Origin of the sequence: Pseudohalocynthiibacter aestuariivivens, assembly GCF_018457175.1 — a bacterium.
GTDB classification, from domain to species: Bacteria; Pseudomonadota; Alphaproteobacteria; order Rhodobacterales; family Rhodobacteraceae; genus Pseudohalocynthiibacter; species Pseudohalocynthiibacter aestuariivivens.
Genome location: NZ_JAGFNU010000001.1, coordinates 132,718 through 145,786 on the forward strand (window position 1 = coordinate 132,718; position 13,069 = coordinate 145,786).

The window sequence follows — 13,069 nt, forward strand, 5'->3', positions numbered from 1 at the left end:
TAACGAGAATCACAGGTAATAGCCCCTTTTGCGTTTTTCAAAGCTCAGACTGAACGGATTTAAAAGTTTTGTTGACCCGACCGATCTGGTGATCGCCGACGGGCTGACAGGTGTTGTCGGGCCGAACGGTTGTGGCAAGTCTAATCTATTGGAAGCGTTGCGTTGGGTCATGGGGGAAAATCGGCCAACCGCCATGCGGGGCGGCGGCATGGAAGATGTGATCTTTGCCGGGGCCGCCACACGACCGGCGCGCAACTTTGCTGAAGTGTTGCTGCAAATCGATAACAGTGATCGTCTGGCACCCGCGGGCTTTAATGATCTTGATACCCTGGAAATTGTACGCCGGATTACACGCGATGCAGGCTCAGCCTATAAGGCGAACGCCAAGGACGTCAGGGCACGTGATGTGCAGATGCTGTTTGCTGATGCATCTACCGGCGCGCACTCACCCGCGCTCGTTCGGCAGGGTATGATTTCTGAACTGATCAACGCAAAGCCTAAGTCGCGACGCCGAATTCTTGAAGAAGCTGCAGGTATATCAGGCCTCTATCAACGGCGACACGAGGCGGAGCTCAAGCTAAATGGAGCGGAAGCGAATCTGGTGCGTGTTGACGATGTGATTGAGCAACTCGCCACCCAGCTTGCACAGCTCGCAAGGCAGGCACGGCAAGCAGCGCGCTATCGCACCATCGGTGACGAACTGCGGAACGCAGAAGGATTGCTTTTGTATCGTCGGTGGAAAGAAGCCGAAGATCAACGCTTGCGGGCCGACGAAGATCTGACTGAACGCACCAAGGCAGCCGCACAGGCAGAAGGGGCAGCGAGGCAAGCGGCAAAGACCCGTGCTTCGGCAGAGGAAACACTGCCTCCGTTGCGCGAAGAAGAGGCAATTGCCGCCGCTGTTTTGCAGCGACTTCAGGTTCAGCGCGATACACTCAGCGATCAGGAAGCGCGCGCTTTACAAACCATTGAAACCCTTAAAGCAAGAATTGAACAACTTACGCATGATATAGAGCGTGAGACCGGTCTCAACAAAGATGCGGGCGAAACAATAGAGCGTCTCGACTGGGAACAAGCTCAACTTGCAAAATCAGGTGAAGGGCACGAAGCGAGACTTGTGGCCGCCACTGATGAGGCAAGCAATGCAGCAAGGATTTTGCAGGAACGCGAAGGTGCGCTTGGCCAAATGACCGAAGATGTGGCGCGACTCGCAGCACGACATCAGTCCGCGCATCGCTTGCTGGAAGATTATAAAACAACGCTGACCAAAAACGAAAATGAGGCAGAACGCGCTCGAGGAGCCGTATCCGGTGCAAAAACTGCGCTGGCTGCAGCGACACAAGATTATGCCCGTGCCGAAACCGCGCAGAAACAGGCTGCCGACGCCTCTGAAGCTGCAGAACTGGCGCTGGTAAACGCAGACGACGCCCGGTCTGAGGCGCAGGCGCGTGAAGCGGATGCAAGGGCAGAACGGTCCGAGGCCGAAGGTGAGGCCAACGCTCTTCGGGCAGAGGTTTCTGCACTGGCCAAGCTTGTTGAACGGGATACAGCCGAAGGCGGGCAGGTGCTTGATTCTATGCGGGTTGAGTCGGGTTATGAAAAGGCACTGGGCGCATCACTGGCGGATGATCTGCGTGCACCAGAAGTTGGGCCAGAGGCCGCGTCAGGGTGGGCGGTTTTACCTGCCTACAATCAGGCACAGACCTTACCCGAGGGCGTGAAAGCGCTGACCAACCATGTTAGCGTTCCCGAGGTTCTTGCGCGTCGGATGGGGCAGGTCGGGCTTGTTGATGCGGCGGATGGCCGACGTCTTCAGGGCGAACTGAAACCAGGTCAACGATTGGTCAGCATTGAGGGGGACCTCTGGCGCTGGGATGGGTTTCGTGCCGGTGCAGAAGATGCCCCAAGTGCTGCCGCATTGCGCCTGCAACAGCTCAATCGTTTGGTCGAATTGAAACGCGATCTGGAAGAAGTAAGCGCGCGTGCAGAGGGGGCAAGCCGTGCGCATGAGCATTTGACACAAGAACTCGTCGCGCTGACACACGCTGACCAGCAGGCTCGTGAAGCCCGCCGCGATGCTGATCGCGCAGTGACAGAAGCAAACCGCGCCCTTTCGCGCGCCGAAGCAGACCAAAGCATTTCCCAGGGCAAGCTTGAATCGTTAGGCCTCGCAGTCACGCGTTATGAAGAAGAAGCGATGATCGCAAGCAAATCTGTGGGTGAGGCCGAAAAGGCCGTTACAGAATTGGGTGATCTGGAAACCGCCCGCGCAGAAGTTGAAGACGTCAAAATGACTGTTGAGGCCGCGCGTATGACGATGATGGCAAGGCGATCAGAGCAAGATGAACTGCGCCGCGAAGGCGAAGCACGCGTGAAGCGCAGCCAGGAAATCACGAAAGAGGTCAGCGGCTGGCGGCACCGGTTGCAAACCGCCGAGAAACGCATTGGCGAACTTGAAACCCGCCGTGCCGAGTCCGAGGTGGAGTTGAAAGCGGCTTCTGAAGCGCCACAGGAGATTGCGGCAAAGCGGTCTGAACTGACCGATGCAATTGATGTAGCGGAACAACGCCGCAAAGATGCCACTGACACATTGGCCGAAGGAGAAAACGCATTGCGCGCAGCGGTCGAAGCGGAACGTGAATCAGAGCGCGCGGCAAGCGAGGCCAGAGAGATGCGGGCCCGCGCTGAAGCCCGCGCCGAGGCCGCACGTGAAACCGTGTCTTACGCAGAAGAACGCATTGCGGAGGAGCAAGAGACAACGCCGGGGCAGCTCTTGGAAGCTCTGGGTACTGACCCGGACAAAATAACCTCTTCGGAGGCAATCGAAGCGGATGTTAACCGTTTGAAGCGCCAACGTGATGCCTTGGGCGCGGTCAATTTGCGTGCCGAAGAAGACGCCAAAGAAATTCAGGAAGAACATGACACCTTGCTGACGGAAAAGATTGACCTTGAAGAGGCAATCAAAACACTACGCTCTGGCATCGCGAACCTTAACCGTGAAGGCCGCGAACGTCTTTTGACGGCTTTTGAGCAGGTGAACAGTAACTTCTCGATGCTGTTCAAGCACCTGTTCGGGGGCGGTGAGGCGAAGCTTGTTTTGGTTGAATCCGATGACCCGCTGGAAGCCGGGCTAGAAATTATGTGCCAGCCCCCGGGCAAAAAATTAAGCACCTTGTCGCTCTTGTCTGGCGGCGAGCAAACACTGACAGCACTGGCGTTGATCTTCGCGGTGTTCCTGGCGAATCCAGCACCTATTTGTGTTCTGGACGAGGTGGACGCCCCGCTGGATGACGCGAATGTTACGCGGTTTTGCGATTTGCTGGATGAAATGACTCGGCGTACGGATACGCGATTTCTGATTATTACGCACCATGCTGTTACAATGGCGCGTATGGACAGATTGTTCGGAGTTACCATGTCAGAACAAGGTGTTAGTCAGCTTGTAAGCGTCGATTTGAAGAAGGCGGAAACGCTGGTTGCTTAGTCATCTAGCGTTCAATCTGGACTTATATTATTATTTGTCTGGATGATGAAATTGGTCCAGTTTGCTGCTGATAATGGACTATGATCAGACCATGCGCCTCTCTTGCCTGAGATTCGCGAACGATTTGCGTCTGAATTCCGTCAAACATTCCCGATCCTGAACTTGGATTGGCCTCATCTATGGATACGTCAAATGGACAATATGCCCCACGCCAATGACCTCTCGGATGTGATCGAAAATGATCGTGCCCATATCTGGCATCACCTGAGCCAGCACAAAAAATACGAAACCGTTGACCCGACAATCATCGTCGAGGGCAAGGGGATGCGCGTTTGGGATGCAACAGGTAAAGAACACCTTGATGCGGTGTCCGGCGGTGTCTGGACCGTTAACGTTGGTTACGGACGCGAAAGCATCGCAAATGCGGTGCGCGACCAGTTGATCAAACTGAACTATTTTGCTGGCTCTGCCGGGTCTATCCCCGGGTCGACATTTGCCAAGGCTTTGATCGACAAAATGCCGGGCATGACCCGCGTTTACTATGCTAACTCTGGTTCTGAAGCGAACGAAAAAGTCTACAAAATGGTTCGTCAGATCAGCCACAATAAATACGGTGGCAAAAAGCACAAAATCCTGTTTCGTGACCGCGACTATCACGGCACAACCATCACCGCGCTAAGCTCGTGTGGTCAGCCAGAGCGCGCGGCGCAATACGGCCCGTTCACGCCCGGTTTTGTCGAAGTTCCACATTGCCTCGAGTATCGCAGCCAATGGGGCGAGGTATCAGATTATGGTATCCGTGCAGCCAACGCGATTGAAGAGGTTATCTTGCGCGAAGGCCCGGACACTGTTGGTGCTATTGTGCTTGAGCCGGTCACTGCTGGCGGCGGCGTCATCACGCCACCCGAAGGTTATTGGGAGCGTGTTCAGGAGATCTGCGAACAATACAATATCCTTCTTCATATCGACGAAGTTGTCTGCGGTGTTGGCCGGACCGGCAAGTGGTTTGGCTATCAGCACTACGGCATCAAGCCTGACTTTGTGACGATGGCAAAAGGTGTAGCTTCTGGTTACGCAGCAATCGCCTGTACCGTGACGACAGAAAAAGTGTTCGAAATGTTCAAGGACACACCAGATGATCACATGAGCTATTTCCGCGATATCTCTACCTTCGGCGGGTGTACCGCCGGCCCAGCTGCCGCTATCGAAAACATGCGGATTATCGAGGACGAAAACTTGCTCGACAATGTCAACAACATGGGTGAATACCTGATGGGCCGTCTTGGTGAGTTGGAAGGCAAGCACACAGCAATTGGCCAGGTTCGCGGCAAGGGCCTGTTCTGTGGTGCCGAACTGGTTGCAGATCGCGACACACGCGAGCCTGTGCATGAATCTATGGCTGCTGCTGTCGTTGCCAATTGTATGCAACAGGGTGTGATCATTGGTATGACCAACAGGTCACTGAACGGGTTGAATAATACCCTGTGCCTCAGCCCGGCGCTGATCGCGACAAAGGACGATATTGATGAGATCACACAGGCAATCGACAACGCCCTGACAACGGTTTTTGCTAAAGCTTAAGCTGGTTTAAAGAGTTACAAGAACGGCGCCTTTCGGGGCGCCGATTCTGATGGGACGTATCTGTATTGAGTTGGTTTTTGTGTGGAACTTGCGGTACTATCAAAATCTCACAATCAGAGTCGATTTAAAAAAATCGTTCTTCGGCCTAGCAAGCCCGAAAACTCCAATCGAATTTCATCACCAGTATCTGGCTTGGACTTAGAGCGAGTTTATCTTCTCTCTGAGTTTTCGATAATTTGTGCGATCTCTTCACGCAACCGGGCAAAAATGTCTGCGTATTCCTTGTCAGTCTGGGTGATTTTTTGCCCAAGTTCCGCGCTCATCCTGGAAATTTCTTCCACGCTGACATTTGGCGCTTTCACATCATGGAGCAGCTCATTTAACCAGAGTTCTCTCTGTTTGTGCACTTCGCGCACCCGGGCACCTTTGTTTGCGATTTCTTCGTGAATTTTTACGATTACCGGTGCAATCGCGTCACGTTGTTTCTCAAACAGCGGATTATGGTTCTCGTGATCGAGATAGGGAACATCAATGCCGCTAAAGTAGTCATGCCCTAGTTGGAGGGGTATGAACCACCTGGACATTGCACGGGAATGGTTTGAAGCAAGCTCTTCAGTTTCCGTTTTGGTCGTTATCAATAAGGCGTGCGTATCAGCACCCATAAGATACTTCACAAGCCAGAAGTCATATCTTTCCCTAAGAAGATACGCGATGGACGAAATGGTGATGTAGGTATTATGTGCGTCACAGCTAAGAGGAAAGCGATGCTGCTCATCATTTAGGTTGATCCAAAACTGATCTCCCCTCCATTCTGCTATCAGGTTATCGTGGGCTTTTAGCTTCCAGCCCAGTGGTGTGACGAGGCCTTCTTGTTGTTGAAGCCAGCCAAACCATAAAAATTCATCACCAACGTCATCTTGGGAAATAAAATCATCGTCGGGCGTTCCATCTGAGGTGTAGATGGAAGCATCATCTTTGTCATAATCGGGGCCGGATGCATGGATTGCAGTGACCTTGAGCATCCTCAGCAAGTCTCGCATCTCAAAGACCTTTTTGTACGATTGTCAAAGACGGTTTAACAACTCTGTCGTCGGCCATGCGTCGGCCGGCAGGCCAAGTCTCACTTGTTCAGCTTGCACCGCGGCCCGGGTTTTTGCACCCAAAATTCCGTCTATCGCGCCAACGTCACGGCCACGCGCTGCGAGCTTGCTTTGCAGGTTACGCATCTGCGCATCGGAAAGTGCGGGGCTTGGGGTGCGCGCATCATAGACCGGCGCGCCTTCAAGCCGTGTTGCGAAATAGGCGGCTGTTGTCACATAGACAAAGCTCTTGTTCCATTCGAAATAGACGCTGAAATTTGGATAGGCGAGGAAAGCTGGCCCGTTACGCCCCATAGGGAGCAGCACGGATGCGTTGAGGTTCGCTGAACCTAACCCTCCACTGCGTGCCGCAACACCCATGCGCGCCCATTCGCGAACTGAACGCTCATGGTTCAACCCCGTTTGTGACCAGTCGAGATTGGATGGTACGGTGATTTCCTGCAGCCAAGGCTCATTCGCGCGCCAGCCAAGGCCGCGCAGCATGCGTGCACCTGACAACAGCGCGTCAGCAGGCGAGGTTTTAAGACTCACACGTCCATCACCGTCGCCATCAACACCGTTTTCCAGAATGTCTTTGGGCAGCATCTGGACCATGCCAATTTCGCCGGCCCAGGCACCTTTTGTATTCACAGGGTCAAAATCATCACGCTCGTATAACTCCAGCGCGGCAAAGACCTGCGGGCGAAACAGATCGGGGCGGCGGCAATCATGCGATAAGGTCAGCAAGGAATTCAGGGTGTTAAAATCGCCCTGCACCGCGCCATAGTCTGTTTCCAGCGCCCAGAACGCCAGTAACACCCCACGCGAAACACCATATTCACGTTCGACCCGGTCAAAGACGGTGTCATACCGTTCGGCGTTTCGGCGACCGTTGGTCATACGGTTCTGGCTGATCACGGCGCGAGAAAAATCAATAAAGGTTTTTTTGAAGACCCCCTGTGCGTTGTCCGCTCGGATCACGGCAGGATCGCGCCGCGCATTTGAAAAGAAGCGATCAACATTCGCGCGTGAATGGCCGCGTGACACAGCTTCGGTCTTCATATTGGAAATGAAACTGCCGAAGCTTCCTCCGCAAGGAACAGAAGCGAGCGCAACGGATGGTAGTGATAAGAAAAGGGCAGCAGCAAAAACAGACAAACGCATAAAAAACTCCAAATTTGATGCGTTGAGGTTAGGCAGGTATTTTGCCCAAGGCAACTGTATCAAAACAGTGCAATCAGGAGCACCAAACCTAATAAACCCACCCAGACCCGCCAAAGGGCGGACGTTGCTGCGTCAATATCCGTAGGTCCGGCGGTTCTTCGACCCTCTGGGTAAACATAAGGGAAGTCGCGGATCTCGCCATCGTAACTGCGTGGACCAGAAAGTGAGACGTTCAAAACGACCGCCATCGCTGCTTCGGGCCAGCCAGCATTTGGCGACCGGTGTAGCCCGGCATCGCGCCGGATGGTATGCCAAGCGTCAGGACGCAGATAGGTTGCCGCAATAAGTACCGCAGTCAGGCGTGCGGGAATCCAGTTCAGCAGATCATCAAGGCGCGCAGAGGCCCAGCCAAAATCCTCGTAACGTTCGTTCCTGTACCCGATCATAGAATCTGCAGTGTTGATAACTTTGTAAACCAATAGGCCGGGCAAACCTGCGACGAGAAACCAGAACGCAGGCGCGACGACACCGTCAGAAAAGTTTTCTGCGGCGCTTTCAATCGCACCACGGGTAACTGCCGTTTCGTCCATCTCTGCGGTATCACGCCCCACAATCTGCGCCACAGCGCGGCGGCCATCACCTAGCGAAAGGCGCAATGCGTCGCCAACGGCCTGCACATGCTGCGCGAGGCTTTTCTGCGCGAGCAGGGTTGCTGCCAACAGAAGCGAAACAAGGTCGCCAAGGAAGAAATCCGCGAGAAATGCTCCGATAGAAAAGGCACCTACGCTAAGCCCAATGCAAAACAGTGTTCCGTTCCGTTTTCTCGCGGCACCTGCGTTAAAACGCTTGTCCGCCCAGCCGATGACACGCCCCATCAAAACTGCAGGATGCGGAAACTTAGACCAAAGCCATCGAGGTTCGCCAAATGCCGCATCAAGGCAAAGCGCCAGGGCGAGGATTAGGGCGGTATTCATAAGGCGGCCTCTAATTGTGACCATCGGTCGGGTGCGGGCAACCCAAGGCGCAACCATGTGCGGCTATAGGGGAAAACCCGTGTCAAAACAAAACTCTTTGCAAGATGATCTTGCCATTGTGCCGCGCCGTCAACGTTGTAGAGACGAAACAGCGGAGTCCCGCCAAGTAAATCGGCACCCTTGGCCATCATCATGCTGTCGAGCCGCGCTGCGTCTGCGTTCAAACGATCACGGGCATTGGCTGCCCATTCAGTATCGTCCAAAGCTTTTGCACCTATGGAAAGGGCCGGGCCGGAAACGGACCAGGGGCCAAGCCCGTCTCTCAAACGAGCAACATGGTCAGGGTCGCCAATAACGAACCCCAGACGCAAGCCAGCGAGTCCCCAAAATTTACCAAAGCTTTTCAACACAAGTGTTCCGGGGTTTTCGGCGAGGTGGATCAGACTTCGTCTGGGCGCGATGTCACAAAAGCTTTCGTCTATAACTGTAAGTGGTGCGTTTAGATCAGACTCGTTCCACCATCGCCCATCCGGGTTGTTTGGGTGCACCACGACGGTTGCATCTGAGGTTTGGTCAACTGTGTCCGAAACACGCCAGCCAAACGAACGAAACGCCGCCGCGTGTTCGTTGTAAGTCGGCCCCGGTATGGCAACAGTTCCCGCCGTCGCGAAAGACGGGATGCGCGCAATAGCGGCAGATGCCCCATGGGTAGGCAGAACATCTGCTTTGCCCGGTACATTCCAGAGTTTCCGGGCGGCCGCGATCAGGGAACCAGCCGCCGTGCGGTCTGGCAGAGCCGTCCAGGCGTCTGCAGGTAAGTCGGGTATCGGGTACGGTACAGGGTTAATCCCTGTCGACAAATCCAGCCATTCGGCGCGGGTGCCGCCATAACGCGCGATTGCGGCATCAAGGCCGCCGCCGTGATCTCGGGTCTCGGTCATTCATCGTCAGGCAGTGGGGGGTGGCGGGTGATGAAATGGCCTTTCACACCCTGAGGCCATTGACGATAAGGCACTTGTCCTGTTTCGCTTTCGGCGTGCAGTCGCGCGTATTCGACAATCGCGTCGGCGGACGTGTCGTTTGGTGTGAATTCACCCAACGTGTAATTGAGCTTACCAGCACCTTGAATTGCGACGTTACAGCTTCGAGTGCATCCCATAAGACAAGACACGCGACGTGTTTTCACATCACCATCCGCACGGTTCTCGATGAGTTCGGCCAGAACCTCGCCATCTGTCAGATCGCCGCTGGCGGCATCCCAATCTTCACGTTTGCACGTATCACAGATTGTAATCCAGGTCGTCATAGTAAGCCTCGCGCGCTCAGTGTTCCGGTTTCATCAATCGGATTCGGCTCGCAAGTGCAAGGCCAAGCTGAAGGATAAAAGTACACGACGGCGTGTCTCGAGGCGACATGGTCACATAGAATGCTTCTGCAAATTTCTTGCTAACCCCTACCGTGTGGCGTGCGAAAATCAAGGATCGGATTGATCGGGATGATCCGGTTTGGATTGATGGTATCGTGGCTGTAATGATAGTGGCGCACGATATGTTCAAAGTTCACAGTTTCGGCAACACCGGGGTGCTGGAACAGTTCACGCGTGTAGCCCCAGATATTCGGATAATCGATGATCCGTCTGCGATTGCATTTGAAATGCAAATGATAGACCGGATCAAAGCGCACCAAGGTTGTGAACAAACGCCAGTCCGCCTCGGTCAATGATTTCCCGAGCAGGTAGCGGTTATTCGAAAGATGTTCTTCTAACCAGTCGAGCGCGTCGAAAAGAGTGCTGACTGCAGAGTCATAAGCCGCCTGAGAGGTCGCAAACCCCGCTTTGTAAACGCCGTTGTTAATTTCGCCGTAGATCCGGGCGTTTATATTTTCAATCGCCTCTCGTTGATTAATCGGCCAATAGTCGTCTGTGTTTCCAGTCAAGCCATCAAAGGCAGAATTGAACATTCTGATGATTTCAGAAGATTCATTAGAGACGATGGTTTGCTGTTGTTTATCCCAAAGAACAGGCACTGTTACACGGCCGGACACATCCGGCATAGCTTTGGTGTAAATATCACGCAAGAAAGGCAGACCATAGAGCGCATCACCAGTCGCTCCGTGGGAATCCGCTTCAAACGTCCAGCCGTCAGACAGCATATCGGGATGTACTGCTGAAACACTGATGTGATCGCTCAAGCCCTTCAGAGCTCTGAAAATCAGGGTCCGATGCGCCCAGGGGCAGGCGTAAGAGACATAGAGGTGGTAACGGCCACTTTCAGCTGGAAATCCGCCGTCACCTGATGGTCCGGGCGTGCCATCCGGCGTGATCCAATTGCGAAACCCTGCATTAGAGCGCACAAATTTTCCACCAGTCGATTTGGTGTCATACCAGACATCCTGCCATTTGCCTTCTACGAGCTGTCCCATTTGGTCTCCGTTCCTTTGTTGCGCTGAAGGTAAGGGTCAGTGAACGGCTGGAAAACCTGTACTTTAGCGCAAGACACCTGCGTCTTTGCACATGAGCTTGATATTTGCGAAGCTACGCACACTCGAACATTGCTCAGGGGATGATATGGCTGACGAAAAAGACATTATAAGCGACGTATACGATACGGCGAAATCCGGCGGGGCGGAGGGGTTGTATGATAAGTGGGCCTCGGATTATGACGCCGATACGGCTGCGAAAGGGTTTCGTTTGCCAGGGATTGCTGCCGGGTTCGCAGCACGCCATATACCTTTGGGTTCAGGTCCAATTTTGGACGCAGGCGCGGGTACAGGTCAGGTTGGGTCGTGTCTTCAAATCCTGGGATACGATCAGATCACAGGCATCGACATCTCTGAGGCTATGTTGGCAGAAGCGCTCAGGACGGGGGCTTATGAAGCCGTAAAACGCCAAGTTCTTGGTGAAGAACTGAGCTTTGCTGACAATATTTTTTCCGGGGTGATCTGTGTTGGATCATTTGGGGTTGGACATGCGCCGCCGAGCTCTCTTTTTGAATTGTTGCGTCTGACAAAACCGGGATCGCCATTCATATTCAATGTGGTTGAAAATACCTGGGTCGAGCAGGGTTTTCCTGACGTAATGGATGCAATTGATGCTGCGGGCACGTGGGAATTTGTTGAAAAATCAGAAGCATTTTGCCCGTACACGAATGGCGAAGAAGATCTGCTGACCAGAGTTTTCGTGTATCGGGCTCTTTAGTTCGTTTAGATGTGCTTGTCGGTTTTATCCGCCTGTGCGCCGCGAATCCGTTTGCGAAGGTCTGATCCCCAACGTATACAAATTTCAGACGAAGCCCGTTGGGCCAGAGAGGTTGGCTGTGCGTGATTGACCCAAGCTGGGAATCACAAGCAGCATCGTCGGAGACATGCGTGTCTGCCGCTTTGGCCTGTCCGGGAGGATTGAGAAAAGGACGCATGTAATGAAATCTTTACTGACCACTGTTGCAATTCTTCCCGCAGCGCCTGCATTGGCGCATCCGGGCCACATGGCGGAAGCGCTGGGTCATGATCATTGGCTTGGTGCCGCTGCTATCGGGTTGGCGATTGCTTTGGGGCTCTGGGCTAAGCTGAAAGGCAAGGATCAGACAAAAACAAAAGACAATGAAGAAGCTGAAGACGAGGCCGAGGCCGAAGAATTACAGGAAGCCTGAAATGTCCAAAATTGGTGTGATGATTTGCGGCCATGGTTCGCGCAGCCACGCGGCGGTTGATGAGTTTGCCGTTCTTGCAGAAAAGCTGCCAGCACTGCTGCCAGAGGGCTGGGAAACCGACTATGGCTATCTGGAGTTCGCTAATCCAGTTATTCGCGACGGGCTTGATCGTCTGCGCGAAAAAGGATGCGACCGTATTCTGGCAGTACCCGGAATGCTGTTTGCCGCGATGCACGCCAAGAATGACATTCCTACAGTGTTGAACACCTATGCGAAGAAACACGGCGTTGATCTGACCTACGGGCGCGAACTGGGCGTTGATCCAAAAATGATCGCTGCCGCAGGCGCGCGCATTCAGGAAGCGGTGGACTCAGCCAATGATACGCAGGGCGATGTCCCCCTTGAGGAAACTTGTTTGGTTGTGATCGGGCGCGGTGCAAGTGACCCGGATGCAAACGGAAATGTTTCAAAGATCGCACGCATGTTGCAGGAAGGCATGGGGTTTGGCTGGTGCGAAGTTGGCTATTCCGGCGTTACCTTTCCGCTGGTTGAGCCTTGCCTGAACCACGTCGTAAAGCTTGGATACAAGCGCGTCGTCGTATTTCCGTATTTTCTTTTTACCGGCATTCTGATCGACCGGATTTATGGGTTCACCGACAAGGTCGCAGCCGCGCATCCGGACATTGAGTTCGTCAAGGCAGGCTATCTGAATGACCATCCCGATGTGCTTGCGACCTTTGCGGAACGGGTCACAGAGCAATTGGGTGACGTTGTGCCGCCTACATGCGGTACCTGCAAATATAGAACGCAGGTATTGGGCTTTGAAGCTGAAGTTGGCGCAGTTCAGGAAAGCCATCATCACCATGTTGAAGGGCAAGGTGCGAACGCGCCCGGCTCAAACGTGGCAGATTGTAAATTGTGCGACACTTTTTGTACCGGGGAATGTAGGTTGGAGATGGAGCATCACCACCATCATCACGATCATGACCATGTGCACGAGGACGGCCACCACCACCATCATGATCATCAGCATGCAGTTTACCCACACGCAAAACACCCGCATGGCCCGGAAAGCGCGCGCACCAAAGGATAGCGTTTTCAAAAGGAAAAGCCCCAAGGGGCTTTGCGTCATCAGTTTGA

11 protein-coding genes are annotated in these 13,069 nt (G+C 53.8%); 5 read left to right on the forward strand and 6 right to left on the reverse strand.

The window, feature by feature from the left end; genetic code table 11:
- The first annotated feature begins 28 nt into the window (after positions 1-28).
- Together smc and J4E70_RS00630 are read left to right on the forward strand one after the other, a co-directional pair.
- Entirely contained in the window at positions 29-3,484 is a 3,456-nt protein-coding gene (smc, locus tag J4E70_RS00625) for a chromosome segregation protein SMC (protein WP_213887131.1), read from the forward strand.
- A 192-nt stretch (positions 3,485-3,676) separates the two neighbouring features.
- The gene (locus J4E70_RS00630; RefSeq protein ID WP_213887132.1) at positions 3,677-5,065 is read left to right on the forward strand and encodes an aminotransferase family protein; all 1,389 of its coding nucleotides are present in this window, start codon (positions 3,677-3,679) and stop codon (positions 5,063-5,065) included.
- A 209-nt stretch (positions 5,066-5,274) separates the two neighbouring features.
- Here J4E70_RS00630 and J4E70_RS00635 read toward each other — a convergent pair whose 3' ends face one another.
- The 6 genes from J4E70_RS00635 to J4E70_RS00660 form a co-directional block, all read right to left on the reverse strand.
- Entirely contained in the window at positions 5,275-6,105 is an 831-nt protein-coding gene (locus tag J4E70_RS00635) for an HMG-box domain-containing protein (RefSeq protein ID WP_213887133.1), read from the reverse strand.
- A gap of 24 nt (positions 6,106-6,129) precedes the next feature.
- On the reverse strand, positions 6,130-7,308 hold the full coding sequence (locus tag J4E70_RS00640; protein ID WP_213887134.1) for a lytic murein transglycosylase: 1,179 nt from the start codon (positions 7,306-7,308) through the stop codon (positions 6,130-6,132).
- A gap of 59 nt (positions 7,309-7,367) precedes the next feature.
- Complete coding sequence (gene cbiB, locus J4E70_RS00645) at positions 7,368-8,282, reverse strand: adenosylcobinamide-phosphate synthase CbiB (RefSeq protein WP_213887135.1); 915 nt, start codon at positions 8,280-8,282, stop codon at positions 7,368-7,370.
- Positions 8,279-9,223 carry a threonine-phosphate decarboxylase gene (locus J4E70_RS00650; protein ID WP_213887136.1) on the reverse strand — a complete coding sequence of 315 codons (945 nt, stop codon included), beginning with the start codon at positions 9,221-9,223 and terminating at the stop codon, positions 8,279-8,281. Before J4E70_RS00650 ends, cbiB begins: the two co-directional genes overlap by 4 nt.
- Positions 9,220-9,588: a DUF1636 family protein gene (locus tag J4E70_RS00655; RefSeq protein ID WP_213887137.1), complete on the reverse strand. Its 369-nt coding sequence runs from the start codon at positions 9,586-9,588 to the stop codon at positions 9,220-9,222. Before J4E70_RS00655 ends, J4E70_RS00650 begins: the two co-directional genes overlap by 4 nt.
- Before the next feature lie 140 nt (positions 9,589-9,728).
- Positions 9,729-10,703, reverse strand: a complete 975-nt coding sequence (locus tag J4E70_RS00660; RefSeq protein WP_213887138.1) for a glutathione S-transferase family protein — start codon at positions 10,701-10,703, stop codon at positions 9,729-9,731.
- Between the two features lie 145 nt (positions 10,704-10,848).
- On the opposite strand from J4E70_RS00660, the gene J4E70_RS00665 reads away from it, so the two are divergent.
- The 3 genes from J4E70_RS00665 to J4E70_RS00675 all read left to right on the forward strand — a co-directional run bounded on the left by J4E70_RS00665 (position 10,849) and on the right by J4E70_RS00675 (position 13,022).
- Entirely contained in the window at positions 10,849-11,478 is a 630-nt protein-coding gene (locus J4E70_RS00665) for a class I SAM-dependent DNA methyltransferase (protein WP_213887139.1), read from the forward strand.
- A 220-nt stretch (positions 11,479-11,698) separates the two neighbouring features.
- The gene (locus J4E70_RS00670) at positions 11,699-11,929 is read left to right on the forward strand and encodes a DUF6732 family protein (protein ID WP_213887140.1); all 231 of its coding nucleotides are present in this window, start codon (positions 11,699-11,701) and stop codon (positions 11,927-11,929) included.
- A 1-nt stretch (position 11,930) separates the two neighbouring features.
- Positions 11,931-13,022 (forward strand): sirohydrochlorin chelatase, encoded by a 1,092-nt coding sequence (locus J4E70_RS00675; protein ID WP_213887141.1) that lies wholly within the window; start codon positions 11,931-11,933, stop codon positions 13,020-13,022.
- Positions 13,023-13,069 lie beyond the last annotated feature (47 nt).

Excerpts from the sequence above, each read along its gene's own strand:
- J4E70_RS00630 (WP_213887132.1), top strand. The coding sequence starts at position 3,677 with ATGGACAATATGCCCCACGCCAATGACCTCTCGGATGTGATCGAAAAT.
- J4E70_RS00635 (WP_213887133.1), bottom strand. The coding sequence starts at position 6,105 with ATGCGAGACTTGCTGAGGATGCTCAAGGTCACTGCAATCCATGCATCC.
- J4E70_RS00640 (WP_213887134.1), bottom strand. The coding sequence starts at position 7,308 with ATGCGTTTGTCTGTTTTTGCTGCTGCCCTTTTCTTATCACTACCATCC.
- cbiB (WP_213887135.1), bottom strand. The coding sequence starts at position 8,282 with ATGAATACCGCCCTAATCCTCGCCCTGGCGCTTTGCCTTGATGCGGCA.
- J4E70_RS00650 (WP_213887136.1), bottom strand. The coding sequence starts at position 9,223 with ATGACCGAGACCCGAGATCACGGCGGCGGCCTTGATGCCGCAATCGCG.
- J4E70_RS00655 (WP_213887137.1), bottom strand. The coding sequence starts at position 9,588 with ATGACGACCTGGATTACAATCTGTGATACGTGCAAACGTGAAGATTGG.
- J4E70_RS00660 (WP_213887138.1), bottom strand. The coding sequence starts at position 10,703 with ATGGGACAGCTCGTAGAAGGCAAATGGCAGGATGTCTGGTATGACACC.
- J4E70_RS00665 (WP_213887139.1), top strand. The coding sequence starts at position 10,849 with ATGGCTGACGAAAAAGACATTATAAGCGACGTATACGATACGGCGAAA.
- J4E70_RS00670 (WP_213887140.1), top strand. The coding sequence starts at position 11,699 with ATGAAATCTTTACTGACCACTGTTGCAATTCTTCCCGCAGCGCCTGCA.
- J4E70_RS00675 (WP_213887141.1), top strand. The coding sequence starts at position 11,931 with ATGTCCAAAATTGGTGTGATGATTTGCGGCCATGGTTCGCGCAGCCAC.